The organism is Roseburia sp. AF15-21, from assembly GCF_003479505.1.
Lineage (GTDB): Bacteria > Bacillota > Clostridia > Lachnospirales > Lachnospiraceae > Roseburia_C > Roseburia_C amylophila.
Genome location: NZ_QUHG01000003.1, coordinates 157,304 through 178,796, shown reverse-complemented (window position 1 = coordinate 178,796; position 21,493 = coordinate 157,304). Strand labels below are relative to the sequence as shown.

The window sequence follows — 21,493 nt, the reverse complement described above, 5'->3', positions numbered from 1 at the left end:
CCTATTATCCCAACAGTTCTTTCATATAGACATCCAGTGCATCCTGCCAGTCTGCCATTACAAAGTCACTGGTAAGCTTAATCATATAATCCTCCAAGATAGAGTATGCCGGTCTGTTAGCGGATGCCGGATTCATCTCTTTGTACTGCTTACTGGTTACATGATTTACTTTTACATTCTTTCCTGCTCTCTTAAAGATTGCTTCTGCAAAATCTGCCCAGTTGGTATCTCCTTCACAGGTTGCATGGAAGGTTCCATAATTCTCTGTGCCTTCCAGATAATGAATCATTTTTGCTAATTCCACAGCACTGGTAGGTGTTCCCACCTGGTCACAGACTACATTTAATTCATCATGGTTCTCTGCCAATGCCAGCATTGTCTTGACAAAGTTCTTTCCATCACCATAGAGCCATGCTGTTCTTAAGATAAAATGTTTCTTTGCAAATTCCTTTACAAAGTTTTCACCCTCTAACTTGGTCTTTCCATAAGCACTTACCGGATTTGGTGCATCAAATTCTGTGTATGGTCTTGTCCCATTTCCTTCAAAAACATAATCCGTAGATACATGAATCATTTTTGCATCTACTTCGGTTGCTGCAATACTTAAGTTTCTTGGGCCGATTGCATTAATCTTGTATGCAAGATCCCACTGTTCTTCGCACTTATCAACATTTGTATGTGCGGCACAGTTAATGATAACATCCGGTTTCTCTGCGCGTACCAGCTTCAGTACGGCATCTACATCAGTAATATCAAGAGAAACAACTCCTTCTCCCTCTACTACATCTGTATTGATAAATTCCACATCACTTGCTGCATATTCCTTACGAATAGCTCTTCCTAACTGTCCATTGCATCCAGTTACCAGTATTTTTTTCATCTTTTATTCTCCTAATCCACTTTCTACGGCTTCCACCATTGCCTTTAATGCTTCGTCCTCATCATCACCTTCGCAGACGAATTCGATTTCATCTCCAAATTTGATGCATGCACCCAGTACGCTTAAAACACTTTTGGCATTAGCAGTATTTCCACGATAATGAAATGTTACTAACGATTTATACTGCATTGCTTCCTTGCAGAGAATTCCTGCCGGACGCAAATGTAATCCTGTCGGATTCTTTATTTTAACTTTCTGACTTACCATTTCTATTCCCCTCCTGATTACAGCATTGTGTTGGTAATTAATTCAGCCAGCTTCTGCGCTTCTTCTTCAATCTCGCTCTGGTTCTTTCCCTCAATCATAACTCTTACCAGCGGCTCGGTTCCGGATGGACGAATCAGTACCCTTCCTTCCCCATTGAATTTCTCTTCCAATGCCTTGATTGCCTCTGCAATCTCAGTATATTCCATGAATTTTTCTTTCTTGTGATTCGGCACTTTGGCATTCACAAGCGCCTGCGGCAATACTTCCATCACCTCTGCCAGCTCAGATAATTTCCTGCCGGTTTCCTTCATTACCTGTAATAAATGAAGTCCGGAAAGAAGTCCGTCACCGGTTGTATTATCATCTAAAAATATAATATGTCCGGACTGCTCACCCCCGATATTATAGCCATTCTCCAGCATATTTTCAAGGACATATCTGTCTCCGACCTTGGTTTTCTCTACATGGATGCCTTCCCGCTCTCCCATCAGACTGAAGCCAAGATTGGTCATAACGGTTACTACAATGGTATTTTTCTTTAAAGTTCCTTTTTTCTTCATATGGCATCCACAGATTGCCATAAGCTGGTCGCCATCCACCATGTTACCTTTTTCATCTACCGCAAGCATACGGTCAGCATCGCCATCAAATGCAAGGCCAACGTCTGCTTTTTCATAAACAACCCTTGCCTGAAGTTCTTCCATATGGGTGGAACCGCAGTTAGCATTGATATTGGTTCCATCCGGCTTCGTATGGATAGCAACCAGATCTGCACCCAGGTCTTTTAATGTCTTAACCGATGTATAGTAGGATGCACCCTCTGCACAGTCTATCACAATCTTCATACCGGTCAAATCAACCGGCACACATTTCTTCATGAATTTCACATATTCATCACGCAAATCAAAACGATAGTCGATTCTTCCCACACCGGATCCAATCGGCAGTACAACATCTTTCATATTATTGCGAATCAGCTCTTCGATTTCATCCTCCAACGCATCAGAAAGCTTATATCCGTCTCCATTAAAGAATTTGATTCCGTTAAATTCCATCGGATTATGGGATGCGGAAATCACAACGCCTGCATCTACTTTATGTTTTCTTGTCAGATAGGCAATCGCCGGTGTCGGCATTACCCCTGCATAGATTGCATTGGCTCCTACAGAACAGATTCCTGCCATCAGTGCATTGGCAAGCATTCCACCTGAAATTCTTGTATCACATCCTACAATTAATGTCGGCTGATGTTCCTGCTCTTTCGTCAGCACATAGGCACCTGCCTGTCCAAGCTTTGTTGCCAGTTCAATGGTAAGCTCCGCTCCTGCAACACCTCTTACACCATCTGTTCCAAACATTCTGCTCATTTTCTAATCTTCCTCCGAATTTCCATTATTCGTATTATTTCCATTGGTACTGCCCGTTCCCGTTTCTGTACCACCATTCGAACCCGTATGGGTTCCATTGTCATTTCCAGTATTTGTAGTATCTGATGTGTCTTCTGATTTCTTTGTTATGGTTATCACTGCAGTCTGTGTTCCATTTACGGAATATAAGCTGTCATCCAGCTCCAGGGTAACTGTTACGGTATGATTACCTTCTGCCAGTCCTGCTGCATTTACATTTCCCTTAATGCTGTCTGCCATAAGTTTATCCAGATCATTCCGCAGTCCCTTTAAGGTTATTGTAACTGTACGCTCTGCAAAGACTGCTTCATAACCCTCTTTCAGATTCTGAATTGCAATGTTTTCAACCGGTACGCTATAAGATTCTGACACAATCTGCTCCACCACTGCGGTTACTTCAACATTCAGATTGTCAGCATCGACCACCTCTACATCATCCGGCAGATAAGAAGAAATATTAATTGTCTTCACTACATTGCCAGTTGCATCGCTGATATCCAGCTGGTCTGACGGAATCACAATACTTCCGGCTGCGTTCAGTGCTTCCGGTGTTCCCTTTATCGCTATCTTATTCGGATTAATCGTCACTCCGGTGCATACAAATCCATCTGCAACCGTTCCACTCGGTTCAATTTCTACTGAAAGGTTACGGATATTAAGTATCGTAGCCGAAATTGTCACTTTATCAATATTAAAATTCAGCTTTGAGGTATCTACCGCCTCACCGTTTGCATTATATACAACCGGGACTACACTATCCGTCAAGTCTGCGGATGCACCTGTTACATCAATGGTTGCTTCTACATGATCAATCTGATTCACCACCGATTCCGGTCCGGTTACTTTTAAGATGTTCGGAGATACCCGCACATCTCCCACCGCATAATTCTCAGCTGCATCTCCTACTGTTTTTCCCTTAATAGAAAACTGTGACAGCATCAGATCTTCTACATTTACTTCCATATACTGTGTTTTGCCCTGGAAGTTCACCGCAGACGCATATCGTGTTGCAGTTATTTCAATCGGTACCCGGTATACACCGTCTACCTGCTCAACATTTTCCATATCTGCTACTGCCCGGAAGTCAGTATTACTCAAGTTCTTCATAACAGAACGCACAGTAGAAACCTTAAAGGTTACCTGCAGATTACTGTCCTTTGCTTCAAAGTATTTGCCCTGCTGTGTCATATAATCCGAATTGGTTATCGTAATAGACGTGGTAAAGTTCTTCGCCTGTGTCGGATCATCAATGTTGACAACAACAAGCCACAGCACAACAGAGAAGAATAATGCTGCAACCTTCAGTCCAAAATTATTCGTCACCAGTTTTGTCAGCTTTTTTAACATTGCGTAACCTCCTCTTCAGTAATTGGAAGCGCTTTGGTTCGATATTGCTGCTCTGGAGAAATTTCAGTTTGCTGCGCAGAAACTCCGCATCCACATTACGGTACAGCTGTCCACCCATCGCAATAGAAACCTTTCCGGTTTCCTCTGATACCACAATTGTAAGAGAATCACTCACTTCACTAATTCCAACTGCTGCACGATGTCTGGTTCCCAGATCCTTGCTCAGTTCCAGGCTGTCAGACAGTGGCAGATAACAGGTTGCAGAGACAACCCTGTCCCCACGTACAATAATAGCTCCGTCATGTAACGGAGTATTCTTTTCAAATATATTAATCAGAAGCTGGCTTGATACCAGGGAATCCAGCGCAATACCGGTTCTTTCGTATTCTGTCAGCATAATTTCATTTTCCACTACAATCAGGGCTCCGGTCTTCACCTTACCCATCTCATAGCTTGCCTTTACCAGTTCTCCAATCGTATGGTCATTGAAACGTTCCACTCCGTTTTTCCCAAAATCAAAAGAAAAGAGGGATGAAATAAACTTCTTTCGTCCCAATTCTTCCAGTGCTTTCCGGAGCTCCGGCTGGAAGATAACAACGATTGCAATAATTGCTACATTAATCGTCTTCTCTGCTATCCAGAGAATTGTATTCATCTGGAAGATTGCTGCCACAAGTACAAACGCTAAAATCACAAGAATTCCTTTTAACAGCATCCATGCCCGTGTATCCTTAATCCATTTCAGGACGTGATAAAACAGGAACGCAATAATAAGCATTTCTACAATATCAGTCTTTGATATCGTAATGTTCAAAACGCTTACCCACGCCAGATAATTTTCTTTAAAATTTTCCAACACTGTCAAAAATGACTGCACCTGTTCCACTTCCTCTCTGTCTTATTTCAGCAAATCTTCATCTATATCCATTTCCTCTGCCAATGCTTTGCGGGAAATACGTTCTTTTTCCTCATCCTTGGCTGCGATACGTTTTACCTTTTTCTCCTTGGTTGTAACATAAATCTTCGGTACCGCTTTTACATAATAGTAATATTCATCATCCTCAAACTGTACCCGTTCTGTCCTGCTATAATCCAGGTTAAAGAACAGGAACTGCTGTATCAATGCAATCACCGTAGAAATTACGCCTCCTACAATAATCCAGACGATTTGTCCCTTGATTCCAAGCATTACAAAACCGCTGATCAGCACAGTAAGTCCAATCAGAATACCAGCCAGTGACGCCACTGTCCATGCATAATCTATGGACAGGCGGCGCACTACATAAACCACCAGTAAAATCACAATAAAAGTTGCCAGTACCAGATACATTTCCTTATTTCCCAGCAGCTGGTTGATTGCTACCACCATCTTAGAAGCCGCATTGCTGTCCTCTTCCACTGCACTTAATACTGCCTCATTTTCCTTTATTCCCTTCAGAAAATAAAACATCACAGTTCCGCTCACAATAGATGCGGCAGATGCCGGTGTACGTAACAGTCCTGCCGAAATCGGCATGATATATGGGGTATGTAATGCAAATGTTATCGGTGTCAGCACTGCATAATAACCATCTTTTGGTGAAAACCGTAAATACAGCAGTGCGATAACCAGCATAAGAATCAGTCCTACCACGCATACATCCATAGACAGTGCAAATAAATGTGCAGCAATCAGAATGAACGCAAACAACAGGATAGCATTGACCGGAAGAACCGCACATAACAGTGCCAGTACCAGTGTTACCGGAAGTCCGGCCAGTCTGGTCATATAGCCAATATTTTGATTGATCAGCAGAAATACCACTGTTGCCAGAATAAACTTAAGTACCGGCACCACATATATTTCATTTTTTCCAAAAAAGCGGATTAACCGCTCCTTCAGTTCGAGTAAACCCGTCATCCTAAACCTCCCAGTCATCCGTATTAGATATATTTTCTTCCTCACGATACAGACTGCTCACCCTCTTCAGTCTGTTATAATACTCCTTTACCTGTTTTCTCCCCTTTGTATATCTACGATTATAGATAATATAAGTAATCATCAGATAAGCAGCCAGAAATACCAGATACACCATTACAATCCGGATGCCAAATCCGATCATATCCATATCATTAATTTTCTTTACCAGATTCTCCATGTCGTAAAAAAGCCACAGCACAAAAAGAAGTCCGAACGCAATGGTTCCGGCAAAAAAGCTTTTTATCAACTCCATGGCAACATAATCTCTTCTAAAATACTGTGTTGCTTTCTGGCAGGCTTTACTTTCTTCATTTTCGAATTCTGACAGCTTTGTCATATGTCTGACGCGTTCTTTACTAATCATACTCTGCTCCTAAACAAACTCTCTTTAGTATAACATAGATATTATCTTCTGAAAAGAAAAAACTGCCACCAGTCACTGCGGCAGTTCTTAATCTACAGTTACAGATATCTCATCTTATCTCTTTCCTTCGGTCTCTTATCCAACTGAGGCTCCACCGGTTTTTTCTTTATTACACTCTGGAAGTCCGTTTCCATTTTACGTTTGCATTTCTCACAGAAACGCCCTGTTTTGATAATTGTTCCACAGCCTTCACATTCCAGACCAAGTGGTGAATCTTCTGAAAAGACAAGTCTTTCTTCACGCACCCACTGTTTAATCTGTTTTACAGAAACATTATTATCTTCCGATACAACCTGTATCGGAGTATTCGGGTTCTGCCGCAAATATTCTTTTACCTCCTGGAACTTCTCTTCCAGTTTATCTTTGCAGGCTTTACATAACGGTACGCCCCCATAATAATTAAATAATCTTCCGCATCCTTTGCAGTTTCTTACGTCCATTCTTTCTCCTCCTAATGCCCCCTGCCAATGCTAATGCAAAGTACATAAACCTCTTGTATTCCTGATACCTTCAAACATTCTGCTGCTGCATCCACGGTACTTCCAGTTGTGTAAATGTCATCTACAAGCAGAACTTTTCTTAATTGTACTATATTTTGTGCGATTGTAAAAGCCTTTTTCAGATTTTTCTTGCGTTCCTGGTCATTAAGTTCCTTCTGGGGTCTGGTATTTATACACCGATATAGCAATTTCGTTTCTACCGGAATTCCGGTACGTTTTCCTATTTCCTTTGCAAAGAGTTCTGCCTGATTATACCCTCTCTCCCTCCTGCGTTTCCGATGCAGCGGAACCGGTATGATTGCATCTATCCCCAGTCTTGAAATCCACCGGGCATACTGTATACATGCCATTTTTCCATAAAAAGCTGCATATTCACGCCGATTGGCATATTTAAAACGATACAGCGAGTGTTGCACTGCCCCCTGATAGACAAATACTGCCTTTCCCGAATCAAAAAAATGTTTTTTTCGGTCACAGTCACCACAATATTCCTTCCTGGCATTCCCAATGGGTTTTCCGCACCGTTTACAGACCGGTTCCTTCACCAGTTCTGCCTTTCCGATGCACTCCGGGCAGATTTTTCCATCCGGCGGTATCACCTCATCACACAGTGGGCATCTTCTTGGGAATATAATATCAAGTATATTCATTATTTCCTTTCCAAAACTCTCTTTGCACATATTAGCACAGTCCCTTTTGCAAAAACATTAACATTCTCTTAATTTTTCCTGATAAAAATAGGATTTAATTTATTGACTTATTTTTCTCTACTTATTATAATTAGTCTATTCGAATTAACGCTTTAATGCATAAACGCACAGACGCACGAACGCGTTAAATCAAAAAAATATTACATATTTCAGGAGGAAATTATTATGAAAAAAATGAAGAAATTTCTCTCTCTTTCAGTTGCAGCAGTTCTTGCACTCAGCATGACCGCCTGTGGCTCCAAAGCAGGAGATACCCAAAACGCTGACGCTACAGAGAAAAGTTCATCCAACGCTACAGAGAAAAGTTCATCCAACGCAAAGTACACCGTTGGCATCTGTCAGCTCGTACAGCATGAGGCATTAGATGCTGCAACAAAAGGATTCAAAGACTATCTTACCGAGAAATTAGGTGATGACGTTGTTTTTGACGAGCAGAACGCCCAGGGTGATTCTGCCACATGTGCAACTATCGTCAACTCCTTCGTTTCCAAAAATGAAGACCTGATTCTTGCAAATGCAACTGCTCCTCTTCAGTCTGCAGCTGCTGCAACTACAGATATTCCTATTCTTGGAACTTCCGTAACAGATTACGCAACCGCTCTTGACATTTCCGGCTGGTCAGGCACAACAGGACGTAACATTTCAGGAACTTCTGACTTAGCTCCTCTGTCCGAGCAGGCAGCTATGTTAAATGAATTATTCCCGGACGCTAAAAATGTCGGACTGCTTTACTGCTCCGCAGAAGCAAACTCACAGTATCAGATTGATGTTATCAAAGAAGAATTAGAGAAATTAAATTACACCTGTACTGCATATTCTTTCGTTGATTCCAACGATATTGCAAGTGTTGTCCAGAGTGCTGTAAATGAAAACGATGTTCTTTACGTTCCTACCGACAACACTGCCGCTTCTAATACAGAAGTCATCAATAACATTGCAGGTGAAGCCGGTGTTCCAATTATTGCAGGTGAAGCCGGTATCTGCAAAGGATGTGGTGTTGCTACCTTATCCATCAGCTACTATGATCTTGGATATCAGACAGGTAAAATGGCATACGAAATCTTAGTAAACGGTGCAGACCCATCCACTATGGAAGTTGAATTTGCCCCAGCAGTTACCAAACAGTACAACCCTGACATCTGTGAGAAGCTTGGCATCACTGTCCCAGACGATTACGAAGCTTTAGACATGTCTGAGTAATTTTTACTTTTGAATTATTTATTTAGAAACCGGAGGAACTTATTGTGGAATTGCAAATTGCTGATTTATTAAACGCTATGCCCGGTGCTGTAGCCCAGGGATTAATCTGGGGTATTATGGCAATCGGTGTATACATCACTTTTAAAATACAGGATGTGGCAGACTTAACCGTGGATGGAACCATGAGTCTTGGCGGTGCTGTCTGTGTTACTCTGATTGCTTCTGGACAGAATATCTGGGTAGCAATCCTTGCCGCTACCATATCCGGTATGCTGGCAGGATTAATTACCGGAATCTTCCATACAAAAATGGGAATTCCGGTAATCCTTGCAGGTATTTTAACCCAGCTTGGATTATACTCCATTAACTTAAAGATTCTTGGCGGCAAATCCAACCAGGCAATCAGCGCTGACAAATACGATTTAATTGTATCTTTACGATATGTAAAAAATGTGGCTTTTTATAAAAACACCATATTTATCGTTGCTATCTTTGTCATCGCCATTATAGCTATCCTGTACTGGTTCTTCGGAACTGCAAGAGGCTGTTCTATCCGTGCTACCGGATGCAACCCGAATATGAGCCGTGCCCAGGGTATCAACACAAATTTCAATACCGTAATCGGTTTAATGATTTCCAACGGTCTTGTTGGTCTTGCCAGCGCTCTTTACTCACAGTATCAGGGATTTGCTGATGTCAATGCAGGACGTGGTGCTATCGTAATCGGTCTTGCTGCCGTTATTATCGGTACTGTACTGTTCGAAAAGATTTTCCACAACTTTGCGTTGAAGCTTTTATCTGTCGCTATCGGTGCTGTTATTTACTACGCTGTACTTCAGATTGTTATCTGGCTTGGTCTTGATACCAACTACTTAAAGCTGTTATCTGCACTTGTGGTTGCTTTCTTCCTTGCAGTTCCTTACTGGAAGAAGAAATACTTTACAAAACCAGTAAAGAAAGGAGCCAAAACCAATGCTTAAAGTTGATCATATTTACAAAACATTTAATCCGGGAACCATTAACGAAAAAACCGCTCTTAACGGCACTACCCTTACTTTAAACGAAGGTGATTTCGTTACTGTCATCGGTGGAAATGGTGCCGGAAAATCCACTTTATTAAATGCTATTGCAGGAGTATTCCTTGTGGATGAAGGTTCCATTTCTATTGATGACGTAGATGTTACAAGAATGTCTGAGCACAGACGTGCCAGTTTCTTAGGTCGCGTATTCCAGGATCCTATGATGGGAACCGCTGCTACCATGGGAATCGATGAGAATCTTGCCCTCGCTGCCCGTCGTGGCAAAAGCAGAGGTCTTGGAAGCGGTATTACCAAGGCAGAAAGAGCACATTACAAAGAATTGTTAAAAGAGCTGGATTTAGGACTTGAGAACCGTCTTACCTCTAAAGTCGGACTGCTTTCCGGTGGTCAGCGTCAGGCACTGACTCTTCTTATGGCTACTTTAAACCGTCCAAAGCTGCTTCTCTTAGATGAGCACACCGCTGCTTTGGATCCAAAGACTGCTGCAAAGGTTCTTACTCTTTCGGATAAAATAGTTGCAGAGCAGAACCTTACCACTCTGATGGTAACACACAACATGCGTGATGCAATTGTTCATGGCAACCGTCTGATTATGATGAATGAAGGTCAGGTTATCTTAGATATTTCCGGAGAAGAGAAAAAGAATCTTACCGTAGAAGATTTATTAGAGAAATTTGAAGAAATCAGTGGCGAAGAATTTGCCAATGACAAAGCTTTATTATCCAAGTAATTGGTATCTGCCGGTTTTTAAACGAAAATTGACAAATGACTTGCTTTGCAAGTTGTCAAACACGCAAAAACCAGCCGGAATTCTGCAAAATACAGAATTTCGGCTGGTTTTTCTTTCTTTCCAGACACCCGTAAGAAGCGGTCGGTGGAAGGTTCCGCATGCCTGCACAGTCAACCACCTCTACACATTTTCTTCCAGTCTTGCCCGCAGACCGCTGTATCTGGTCTGTTCTGTAATATTCTGTTCCATCTCATAAAAGCACATTTCATTTCCCACAAGTGTTACACACTTTCTTGCCCGGGTTACCGCTGTATACAAAAGGTTCCTGTTCATCAGCATTCTCGGTCCCCCAAGAAGCGGAATTACAACTGCCGGATATTCACTACCCTGGGATTTATGTATTGTAATGGCATATGCCAGTTCCAGTTCCTCTAATATTTTAAAGGAGTACTCTACCACCTTGTCTTCATCATAGACCACGGTCATTGTCTCTTTATAATCATTGATTTCACGGATAATTCCCGTATCCCCATTAAACACACCGGTTCCACGGTCAATGGCAAATCCATATTTACTCAAGACCTCCCACTCCAGCTGATAATTATTTTTTATCTGCATGACCTTGTCCCCTTCGCGGAACACTTTATCGCCATACTCTTTTTCTTTCTTATCCGGAGCGGGAGGATTTAAGTATCGCTGCAGGATGGCATTCAATCGTTCTACGCCCAGATTTCCTTTTTTCATCGGAGTCAGCACCTGTATATCATAAGGCTGTGCATTTACAAATTTAGGCAGTTTCTGCATAATCAGCTGCAGTACCACATTGATAATCACATCTGCATCATATCGTTTCAGGAAAAAGAAATCCATGCTCTTGTTATCTAACACTACTTCTTCTCCCCGGTTGATTTTATGGGCATTGACAATGATATCACTCTGGGATGCCTGTCGGAAAATCTTGGTAAGCTGTACCACATGGAACTGTCCGCTGTCGATAATATCCTTTAATACGCTTCCCGGTCCTACGCTTGGAAGCTGGTTTACGTCTCCTACCAGAATCAGTCTTGTTCCGGCTACCATTGCCTTCAACAGGGACTGCATCAGGCTGATGTCCACCATGGACATCTCATCGATAATTACAACATCCGTTTCCAGCGGATTACTTTCATTTCGTTCGAATCCTACCGCTCCTTCCATTCCACCGTTTAATTCCAGCATCCGGTGTATGGTTTTGGCTTCATATCCGGTCATTTCGCTCATTCGCTTTGCAGCTCTTCCGGTAGGTGCTGCCAGAAAAATGTCCAGACCTTCCAGTTCAAAATATTTGATAATACTGTTAATTGTCGTCGTCTTACCAGTTCCGGGTCCACCGGTGATTACCAAAAGTCCGTTTCTTACTGCCTCCGAAACAGCCTCTTTCTGGTGTTCATCCAGTTCCATGCCGGTCTGCTTCTCAATCTTATGGATTCGCTGGGCAATCTCTGCATCTGACACATCATAGGCAATATCCAGATTCTTAAGCATCATGGCTGTATTTACTTCCGTATAATAGAGTGGTGCGCCATAAATCTGAACCTGTTCACCCTCCTGTTTCATAATGATTTTCCGCTCTATCGACAAATCCATATACTGCTTTTCGATTGCTTCTTCTGTTACACCAAGAAGTTCTCCTGCCCGCTTTGTCAGTTCTTCCTCCGGCAGAAAGGTATGACCCTCCCCGGATGCCTGTAAAAGTGTATACAATATACCGCTTCGGATTCGAAAATCAGAATCTGTATGAATACCGACTTTCTTAGCAATTTCATCTGCAATCCGGAATCCCACACCACTGATATCATCCGCCAGACGATATGGATTCTCCTGAATGATGCCGTATACTTCCTGTCCGTATTCTTTATAGATTTTCACCGCAAGATTCAGTGTAATGCCATACTGCTGCAAAAATATCATTGCCTGACGCAGATCTCGTTTTTCAGAGACCTGGTCTGATATTTCCATTGCTTTCCGTTCACTGATTCCTTTTACTTCCGCTAACCGCTCCGGTTCTTCTTCGATAATCCGGAAGGTATCGCCTTTAAATCTTCTTACAATTCTTGCTGCAAGTGCCGCACCAATCCCTTTAATTGCTCCGGAGCCAAGATAACGCTCAATGGACAGTTCATCGGTTGGTTCTTTCTCCACATAACTTTCAGCTTTAAACTGCTTTCCATAGGTCGGATGTGCCGTATATTCACCGGTCACTTCGATATTCTCTCCCTCACTGATCCCCGAAAAGATTCCCACGCAGGTTATCTCTTCTTCTTCGCAAACCAGCACCAGTACCGTATAGCCATTGTCAGCATTTCGATATATGATATGATCTACATAACCGGTTATCGTCTCCATCGTCTTTCCTTTCCAACAGAATAAAGAATGTGCCTTGGCACAGTTTTGCGCCTGCGGCGGTCGCTTGCGACATCCGCCTTATACGCCGCAGTGCGCATCCTTGCGGAGCATTTTTTACTTTACAGGAAAGCAATTTCCTGTAAAGTAAGAGAAGGCTGTCATCATATGACAGCCCCTTTTATCGTCTTTTTTAAATTCTATTCCATATTATAATTACGCTTCATCTGCTCATACAGCTGCTGTGCCAGACTGTTACTTCCGCCACTCTGTTCTACTGACTGGCTTGCCAGCTTCTGAATCATCTCGTCTTCAAAATAATCCGTCATCTGACTCATACTGGCATCCTGGTCTTCGTTCTCCGGAATGGTTTTCTTCATTTCCTTATAAACCTGTTCCAAAAAATAAGCTTCAAATTCCTTGCAGACATCCATCAGTTCATCATCCGTTGCACCTGATAAATCTGAATTCAATGTCTTCTCCAGTCCATTGGAACTGTTACTTGCCTGTGATGCAGTTGTATTCAGTAATGTCGAAATATTATCCATCGATATACTCATATTTTACCCTGCCTTTAAAACTATCTTCTTAATGAATTTGCCTGTCCAAGCATCTCATCTGCTGCCTGAATCGCCTTAGAGTTTAATTCATATGCACGCTGTGCAATAATCATATTAACCATCTCGTCTGCCACCTGGACATTGGATGCTTCCAGATAATTCTGGCATACCTTGCTTCTGGTCAGTCCCGGAGTAGTCAGCTCATTCATCGGATTACCGGATGCTGCTGTTGCAACCAAAAGGCTTCCGGAATCCTTTTCCAGTCCAGCCGGATTGGTAAACTGATATACGCCAATCTGTCTGTTCATATCTATGGTATTGCCTGCCGCATCTTTATAATAGAACTTTCCATCATTTGATACTTCGATAGATGATGCAGTCACGCCATCCGGCAGAACAATTTCATTTCCATTACTATCTAATACCGGAAGTCCGGCTTCATTGCAAAGTGTCGTTCCATTAGTTCCGATTGCCCAGCCAAATTTACCATTTCTGGTATAGTATGTCTGTCCATCTTCTCCACGTACCGAGAAAAATCCTTTTCCTTCCAACGCAAATGCTGTATTGCTGGAATTGGCAATTAATGCTCCATTGGTAAAATCAGATGTAATAGAGGCTACTCTGGTTCCCAGTCCTACCTGAACCGGAACCGGCTTTTCATCACCATTTGCAGAAGTTGTCTTAGACTGCAGTGTCTGATACAGCAGCGATTTAAATTCTGCCTGTTCGGATTTGTAACCTGTTGTATTTACATTCGATAAGTTATTAGAAATCGAATCAATATTTGTCTGCTGTGCAATCATTCCTGATGCAGCAGTCCACAATGCTCTCATCATAAGCCCTGCGCTCCTTATCTCTCTTGCGCCATCCGTGGCCAGCCTTTTATGAAACGTACCTGTTTCCTACTTATTTATATCGGCTTCTTTTGCTCTTTTCTTTAGTTCTTTTTATACTTTACCTACATTATTTACGGCTTTGTCCAGTGTTGAATCCATCGTCTGGATAATCTTCTGTCCAGCCTCGTAAGCTCTGGTGATTGTAATCATATCTACCATTTCGGATACTACATTAATGTTGGAAGCTTCCAATGCACCCTGCTCTACTCTCGCATTCGATGCCACAAGCTGTCCGCCATTTACTACATCATAGAGATTCTCACCATATTTGCTGATATAGTCATAATTATCTACATCTACCACACCAAGTCTTGCAACCACCTGATTATTCTGCATAATACTTCCATCGGAAAGCACTTCAAAATCCAGATTCGGATTAATCCGGATATAATTCTCTGCACCAGGATTGCCAGTGGAAGCTCCATTCTGGTTCAGCACATAATCACCGTCTTTGGTCACCAGATAGCCTTCTCTGGTCAGTGTAAATGCTCCATCCCGGGTAAGCTTCATAGATGTTTCACCATTCTTATTGGTAAATGATACCGTAAAAAAACCATTTCCATCCAATGCCATATCGGTACTTCTGTCTGTCACTTTAAAGCTTCCCTGGCTGAAATCGGTATATACTTCGCCAATATGCACACCCATACTGATATTTCCCAGTACCCGCGGCTGCCCATAATCAGAAGTATCCTTAATCTTAATTGCCAGTGTATCAGCAAATGTATGATTTGTGGTACCTTCCTTCTTATATCCGGTTGTGTCGGCATTTGCCAGATTATTTGTCAGAATATCCAGACGGTTCTGTTCGTCTAACATTCCGGTCCATGCGGTATATAATCCTTTTACCATCTACAGTCCTCCCGAAATCTTAATCGTCGTCTCTCTTACCAGCTAAGAATTCTACGAATTTACCTGTACCAATTGCTACACAGGTCATTGGTTCTTCTGCTGTCATTGTATTAATTCCTGTCTTATCTTCAATCAGCTCTTCCAGTCCTCTAAGTAATGAACCGCCACCTGTCAGCACAATTCCTCTGTCTGCAACATCTGCTGCCAGCTCTGGTGGTGTTTTTTCCAGAACACTGTGTACTGCTTCTACAATCTGTAAAGTCGGTTCTCTTAATGCTTCCTCAGTCTCTTCAGAAGAAACAGTTACTGTCTTAGGAAGTCCTGTTACCAGATTACGTCCACGGACATCCATCGTTTCCGGCTGTGCCAGCGGGAAACAGGTTCCAATCTTAATCTTAATATCTTCTGCAGTTCTTTCTCCAATCAGAAGATTATGTTTCTTTCTCATATAACGGACAATTGCCTCATCAAAATCATCTCCGGCAATTTTAATTGATGTACTTACTACCGAACCACCCAGTGAAATTACTGCGATATCTGCGGTTCCTCCTCCGATATCTACAATCATATTTCCACAAGGTCTTGCAATATCGATGCCTGCTCCAATTGCTGCTGCAATTGGTTCTTCAATAATTGCAACTTCTCTTGCTCCTGCCTGATAAGTTGCATCCTCTACTGCCTTCTTCTCAACCTCTGTTACACCACTTGGTACACAGACACTGATTCTTGGCTTACGGAAGGTTTTCTTTCCCAGTGCCTTCTGAATAAAGTACTTAATCATCTTCTCTGTTACGGTATAATCAGAAATAACACCCTGACGGAGTGGTCTTACTGCTACAATGTTGCCCGGTGTTCTACCAAGCATCAGTCTTGCTTCTTCACCAATCGCTTTAATCTTGTTTGTATCTCTGTCAAACGCTACTACGGACGGCTCTTTTAAAACTACGCCTTTTCCTTTAATATAAACCAATATGCTGGCTGTTCCTAAATCAATTCCAATATCTGTTGAAACCATGTCAATGTTTCCCCTTTCATCTGTTTCATTATATGTGGAGTAATCTATCTCAAAAAAAAGACAGACTACGCATTCAATCATATTCTTACATATATAATCACATTATATACAATAAATGGCATTTTTCAAAGGTTTTTTTCTGTTTTTACTTATTTTTAATGAAATCGCAACATCTTCTTAACTTTCTTTTGCTCTCTAATTGTCTTAACTTTTTGTTCACATAATAGTCATAGGTCTTCTATACTATCATATATGTACTAGCTATTAAGCTAATATAATTTTTCATAACTCAGCCCTTCGGATGTCCTTCGGGATGTCCGGAGGGTACTCCCCAAGATCGTAACTGCTGAATGTTTCAGCAGTTTTTTTGTACACATAACAGGAACAAAGAATGTGCCTATAGAAAATAGCACCTGCCGAACCCGCCACTGGCAGTTTCTAGCAGATGCCATTTTTCATTGTCTTATGCTTATCCGGTATTACTATTCCAGATATTTCTTTACATATTGTCCGGTATAGGATTCCGGTACTTTGGCAATCTCTTCCGGCGTTCCCTGGGCAACCACAGTTCCGCCACCGTCTCCGCCTTCCGGCCCCATATCAATAATATAATCTGCCGTCTTGATTACATCCAGATTATGTTCAATTACAACTACTGTATTGCCACCATCAGACAATCTCCTCAGAATTTCAATTAATTTGTGGACATCTGCAAAATGAAGTCCTGTTGTCGGCTCATCCAGAATATAAATAGTCTTTCCTGTACTGCGTTTGCTCAATTCTGTTGCAAGCTTAATTCTCTGTGCTTCTCCACCAGACAGTTCAGTAGATGGCTGGCCCAGACGGATATAAGATAAGCCCACATCATAAAGGGTCTGTATCTTTCTTGCAATAGAAGGCACATTCTGAAAGAATTCCAGTGCCTCTTCCACTGTCATATTCAGCACATCATAGATACTCTTGCCCTTATATTTTACTTCCAGTGTTTCACGGTTATATCGTTTGCCCTGACACACTTCACACGGAACATATACATCCGGCAGGAAATGCATTTCTATCTTAAGAATACCATCGCCGGAGCAGGCTTCACACCGGCCACCCTTCACATTAAAGCTGAATCTTCCCTTCTGGTATCCTCTTGCCTTGGCATCCGGAGTGGATGCAAACAAATCTCTTATCATATCAAACACACCGGTATAAGTAGCCGGATTGGAACGGGGTGTTCTTCCGATTGGAGACTGGTCAATATCAATTACCTTATCTAACTGTTCCAGACCTTCAATATCATCATGGGCACCCGGAATACACCTTGCCCGGTTTAAATCCCTTGCCAGACGTTTATAGAGGATTTCATTGGTCAGTGAACTCTTTCCGGAGCCGGACACTCCGGTAATGCAGGTCATAATACCCAGTGGAATCTTCACATCAATATTCTTCAGGTTATTCTCTCTTGCACCCTTTACAGTAATGAATCCGGTTGGTTTCCGTCTTTCTTTCGGTACCGGAATCTTGATTCTTCCGCTTAAATAAGCACCGGTGATAGAGTTCTTATTTTTCATAATCTCCTCTGCTGTTCCGGTAGCAATGACTTCTCCGCCATGTTCACCGGCTCCCGGTCCGATATCCACAATATAATCTGCTGCACGCATAGTATCTTCATCATGTTCTACTACAATCAGTGTATTTCCAAGGTCTTTTAACCCCTTTAAAGAATTCAAAAGTTTATCATTATCCCGCTGATGCAGACCAATACTCGGCTCGTCCAGAATATAAGCCACGCCTACAAGTCCGGAACCAATCTGGGTTGCAAGTCTGATTCGCTGTGCTTCTCCACCAGATAAGCTTCCGGTTGCACGGGACAGTGACAGATAATCCAGTCCCACATCCATCAAAAAGCCTACACGCGCCCGGATTTCCTTTAAGACCTGGTCACCAATCAGATGCTGTTGTTCCGTCAGTTCCATTTCTTTTAAATAGGCATCCAGATTACGGATGGACATTGCTGTTATCTCATATATATTTTTACCGGAAACCGTTACTGCCAGTGACTCCTTCTTCAACCTCTGTCCGCCACAGCATTTACATGGTGTAATCCGCATAAACTCCTCATACTGCTGTTTCATGGTATCAGAGCCGGTCTCACGATAGCGGCGTTCCACATTTTTAATCAGTCCTTCAAAGGCAATGTCATATACACCTTCTCCACGCTGACCTTTATAATATACCTTTACAGACCTTCCATTGGTTCCATGAATCAGCATATTCCGGACTTCTGCCGGCAATTCCTTATATGGTGTATCAAGACTGAAGCCATATTCCTCAGAAAGTGCCTTAAGGATTGCATAAGTAAAGCTCTTCTTATCGGTAGAGGACTGCCAGCCCATCACCTGAATTGCGCCCTCTGCAAGGCTTAATCTCTTATCCGGTATCATCAGGTCTTCATCAAATTCCATCTTGTAACCCAGTCCAAAACATTCCGGGCAGGCTCCAAACGGATTGTTAAAGGAAAAGCTTCTCGGTTCGATTTCATCAATACTGATTCCACAATCCGGACAGGAAAAGCTCTGGGAAAACTGCATGGTCTCTCCATCAATGATATCCACCATCAGAAGTCCGTTTGAAAGTTCTAACACATTTTCAATAGAATCCGTCAGACGCTTTTCAATACCTTCCTTTACCACCAGACGATCCACTACGATTTCGATATTATGTTTCTTGTTCTTATCCAGCTTTATCTCTTCCGTCAGTTCATAGGTATTTCCGTCCACCTGTACTCTCACATAGCCGCTTCGCTTTGCCTGTTCAAAGAGCTTCTGGTGTTCACCCTTTCTTCCACGGACTACCGGTGCTAAAAGCTGTATCCTGGTACGCTCCGGCAGTTTCATAATCTGGTCTACCATCTGGTCTACGGTCTGTTTCTTAATCTCCTTGCCGCAGTTCGGACAGTGCGGAATTCCAATCCGCGCATAGAGCAGACGGAAATAATCATAAATCTCCGTTACCGTTCCTACAGTAGATCTCGGGTTACGGTTTGTGGATTTCTGGTCAATGGAAATTGCCGGAGACAAACCTTCTATTTTCTCTACATTCGGTTTCTCCATCTGTCCCAAGAACTGCCTTGCATAAGATGACAGGCTCTCCATATAACGCCGCTGTCCCTCTGCATAAATCGTATCAAATGCCAGTGAGGATTTACCGGAGCCGCTGAGTCCCGTCAGTACCACAAATTCATCTCTTGGTATATCCACATCAATATGCTTCAAATTATGTTCGCTTGCGCCACGAATCCTGATATATTTTCTCTCTTTCTTTGCCACTTTTTCTTCCTCTTTCTCTACCTTACAAATCGTGAAGCATCTTCTTTAACTCAATTAACTTATCACGATATTCTGCCGCAGCCTCAAAGTTCAACTCTGCAGCAGCATGGTTCATCTTCTTCTGAATATCTGCAATCAGCTTCTCCAATTCCTTCTTATCCATGGATTCCGGATCTTTCTTGAATTCCATTTCATTCTTGGCTACCTTCTTGGAAATACTGATTAACTCACGGACAGATTTCTGAATGGTAGTCGGCGTAATACCATGCTCTTCATTGTATTTCTGCTGAATCTCACGGCGGCGCTTTGTCTCATCAATCGCAACCCGCATGGAGTCTGTAATCTTATCTGCATACATGATAACATGACCTTCACTGTTTCTTGCCGCTCGTCCGATAGTCTGAATCAGTGAAGTCTCGGAACGCAAGAAACCTTCCTTGTCCGCATCAATAATTGCCACTAATGTAATTTCCGGTATATCAAGTCCTTCCCGCAAAAGGTTAATTCCCACCAGCACATCAAATACATCCAGCCGTAAATCCCGGATAATCTCTGCCCTTTCCAAAGTATCAATATCCGAATGCAGGTATTTCACACGAATACCCACTTCACGCATATATTCTGTCAAATCCTCTGCCATTTTCTTGGTCAGTGTCGTTACCAGCACCTTATGTCCTGCCGCAGTCTCTTTATTGACCTCTCCAATCAAATCGTCAATCTGGCCTTCTACCGGACGCACTTCCACGTCAGGGTCTAAAAGTCCTGTCGGTCTGATGATCTGCTCTACCCGCAAAAGTTCATGTTCTTCTTCATAATCATTTGGCGTTGCAGATACAAACAGCATCTGGTCTATCTGGCTTTCAAACTCTTCAAAATTCATTGGACGGTTGTCTTTTGCCGAAGGCAGACGGAAGCCATAATCCACAAGCGTTGTCTTTCTGGACTGGTCTCCCGCATACATTCCACGAATCTGCGGAATTGTAATATGGGACTCATCTACCATAATCAGGAAGTCATCCGGGAAATAATCAATCAGTGTTAACGGTCTTGAACCTGCCGGCTGTCCGGATAAGTGTCTGGAATAGTTTTCAATTCCACTACAAAAGCCTGTCTCTTTTAACATTTCAATATCAAAATTCGTCCGCTCGGCAATCCGCTGTGCCTCTAAGAGCTTATCTTCCCCCTTAAAGTATTTCACACGCTCTTCCAGCTCTGCTTCAATGGTATCGCATGCACGCAGGATTTTCTCTCTTGGCACTACATAATGGGATGCCGGAAAAATACTGATATGATTAAGACTATTCTTAATCTCGCCGGTCAATACATCGATTTCTGTAATCCGGTCTATTTCATCGCCAAAGAATTCTACCCGGATAGCAGTCTCTCCACGGTCTGCCGGAAAGATTTCCAAAACGTCTCCCCGTACCCGGAAGGTGCCTCGCTGGAAATCCATATCATTTCTTGTATATTGTATATCAATCAACTGCCGGATAACATCATCACGATCCCGTTCCATGCCCGGCCGCAGAGATACCATCATCTTCTGGAAGTTCTCCGGTTCACCCAGTCCATAGATACAGGATACACTGGAAACGACAATAACATCCCGCCGTTCCGTCAATGCTGCTGTAGCAGACAGACGCAGTTTATCAATCTCATCATTCACAGAAGAATCCTTTGCGATATAAGTATCCGTGGATGGCACATATGCCTCCGGCTGGTAGTAATCGTAATAGGAGACAAAGTACTCTACTGCATTTTCGGGGAAAAATTCCTTGAATTCTCCATAGAGCTGCGCCGCCAGCGTCTTATTATGCGAAATAATCAATGTCGGTTTATTCATCTGGGCAATGACATTTGCCATGGTAAATGTCTTACCGGAACCGGTTACACCCAGTAGTGTTTCAAACTGATTGCCCTCTTTAAATCCCTTCACCAGCTTCTCAATTGCCTGCGGCTGGTCTCCAGTGGGTTGATATTTGGAAACTAATTTAAAATGATCCACTC

The 21,493-nt window shown here is 42.5% G+C and carries 19 protein-coding genes; 3 read left to right on the top strand and 16 right to left on the bottom strand.

From position 1 onward, the window contains the following. Positions 1-4: 4 nt before the first annotated feature. From rfbD to DWW33_RS06050, 9 genes are all read right to left on the bottom strand, one after another. Positions 5-880, bottom strand: a complete 876-nt coding sequence (rfbD, locus tag DWW33_RS06090) for a dTDP-4-dehydrorhamnose reductase (RefSeq protein WP_118639074.1) — start codon at positions 878-880, stop codon at positions 5-7. Positions 881-883: 3 nt separating this feature from the next. After that, the gene (locus tag DWW33_RS06085; RefSeq protein WP_022244507.1) at positions 884-1,147 is read right to left on the bottom strand and encodes an HPr family phosphocarrier protein; all 264 of its coding nucleotides are present in this window, start codon (positions 1,145-1,147) and stop codon (positions 884-886) included. 17 nt (positions 1,148-1,164) lie between these two features. After that, positions 1,165-2,514 carry a phosphoglucosamine mutase gene (gene glmM / locus DWW33_RS06080; RefSeq protein ID WP_118639073.1) on the bottom strand — a complete coding sequence of 450 codons (1,350 nt, stop codon included), beginning with the start codon at positions 2,512-2,514 and terminating at the stop codon, positions 1,165-1,167. Between the two features lie 3 nt (positions 2,515-2,517). Further along, a complete protein-coding gene (locus DWW33_RS06075) occupies positions 2,518-3,900 on the bottom strand; it encodes a CdaR family protein (RefSeq protein ID WP_118639072.1) in 1,383 nt (460 codons plus the stop codon). Beyond that, the gene (gene cdaA / locus DWW33_RS06070; protein ID WP_330419808.1) at positions 3,866-4,777 is read right to left on the bottom strand and encodes a diadenylate cyclase CdaA; all 912 of its coding nucleotides are present in this window, start codon (positions 4,775-4,777) and stop codon (positions 3,866-3,868) included. Before cdaA ends, DWW33_RS06075 begins: the two co-directional genes overlap by 35 nt. A 21-nt stretch (positions 4,778-4,798) precedes the next feature. Continuing rightward, positions 4,799-5,800 (bottom strand): hypothetical protein, encoded by a 1,002-nt coding sequence (locus tag DWW33_RS06065; protein ID WP_022244511.1) that lies wholly within the window; start codon positions 5,798-5,800, stop codon positions 4,799-4,801. Between the two features lies 1 nt (position 5,801). After that, positions 5,802-6,224 carry a hypothetical protein gene (locus DWW33_RS06060; protein ID WP_118639071.1) on the bottom strand — a complete coding sequence of 141 codons (423 nt, stop codon included), beginning with the start codon at positions 6,222-6,224 and terminating at the stop codon, positions 5,802-5,804. A gap of 98 nt (positions 6,225-6,322) precedes the next feature. After that, the gene (locus tag DWW33_RS06055; RefSeq protein ID WP_022244513.1) at positions 6,323-6,724 is read right to left on the bottom strand and encodes a hypothetical protein; all 402 of its coding nucleotides are present in this window, start codon (positions 6,722-6,724) and stop codon (positions 6,323-6,325) included. 11 nt (positions 6,725-6,735) lie between these two features. Next, entirely contained in the window at positions 6,736-7,434 is a 699-nt protein-coding gene (locus DWW33_RS06050) for a ComF family protein (protein ID WP_243088555.1), read from the bottom strand. Between the two features lie 225 nt (positions 7,435-7,659). Between DWW33_RS06050 and DWW33_RS06045 the strand changes: the two genes are divergently transcribed. From DWW33_RS06045 to DWW33_RS06035, 3 genes are read left to right on the top strand one after another with little or no spacing between them, the layout of a single operon-like run. Continuing rightward, a complete protein-coding gene (locus DWW33_RS06045) occupies positions 7,660-8,694 on the top strand; it encodes an ABC transporter substrate-binding protein (protein ID WP_330419807.1) in 1,035 nt (344 codons plus the stop codon). Positions 8,695-8,744: 50 nt separating this feature from the next. Further along, positions 8,745-9,674, top strand: coding sequence for an ABC transporter permease (locus DWW33_RS06040; protein ID WP_117698468.1), 930 nt, complete (start codon positions 8,745-8,747; stop codon positions 9,672-9,674). Continuing rightward, a complete protein-coding gene (locus DWW33_RS06035; RefSeq protein ID WP_022244517.1) occupies positions 9,667-10,464 on the top strand; it encodes an ABC transporter ATP-binding protein in 798 nt (265 codons plus the stop codon). Before DWW33_RS06040 ends, DWW33_RS06035 begins: the two co-directional genes overlap by 8 nt. Before the next feature lie 180 nt (positions 10,465-10,644). Here the strand turns inward: DWW33_RS06035 and recD2 are convergent, their stop codons facing one another. The 7 genes from recD2 to uvrB form a co-directional block, all read right to left on the bottom strand. Continuing rightward, positions 10,645-12,849 carry an SF1B family DNA helicase RecD2 gene (gene recD2, locus DWW33_RS06030; RefSeq protein WP_118639070.1) on the bottom strand — a complete coding sequence of 735 codons (2,205 nt, stop codon included), beginning with the start codon at positions 12,847-12,849 and terminating at the stop codon, positions 10,645-10,647. A 197-nt stretch (positions 12,850-13,046) separates the two neighbouring features. After that, on the bottom strand, positions 13,047-13,406 hold the full coding sequence (locus DWW33_RS06025) for a rod-binding protein (protein WP_118639069.1): 360 nt from the start codon (positions 13,404-13,406) through the stop codon (positions 13,047-13,049). 20 nt (positions 13,407-13,426) lie between these two features. Continuing rightward, positions 13,427-14,242, bottom strand: coding sequence for a flagellar hook-basal body protein (locus tag DWW33_RS06020; protein WP_117698443.1), 816 nt, complete (start codon positions 14,240-14,242; stop codon positions 13,427-13,429). 111 nt (positions 14,243-14,353) lie between these two features. After that, positions 14,354-15,154: a flagellar hook-basal body protein gene (locus DWW33_RS06015; protein WP_117698444.1), complete on the bottom strand. Its 801-nt coding sequence runs from the start codon at positions 15,152-15,154 to the stop codon at positions 14,354-14,356. Between the two features lie 19 nt (positions 15,155-15,173). Next, a complete protein-coding gene (locus DWW33_RS06010) occupies positions 15,174-16,169 on the bottom strand; it encodes a rod shape-determining protein (protein WP_022244522.1) in 996 nt (331 codons plus the stop codon). Between the two features lie 482 nt (positions 16,170-16,651). Beyond that, positions 16,652-19,486, bottom strand: a complete 2,835-nt coding sequence (gene uvrA / locus DWW33_RS06005; protein ID WP_118639068.1) for an excinuclease ABC subunit UvrA — start codon at positions 19,484-19,486, stop codon at positions 16,652-16,654. Between the two features lie 22 nt (positions 19,487-19,508). Further along, positions 19,509-21,491 carry an excinuclease ABC subunit UvrB gene (gene uvrB, locus DWW33_RS06000; protein WP_118639067.1) on the bottom strand — a complete coding sequence of 661 codons (1,983 nt, stop codon included), beginning with the start codon at positions 21,489-21,491 and terminating at the stop codon, positions 19,509-19,511. Positions 21,492-21,493: the final 2 nt, after the last annotated feature.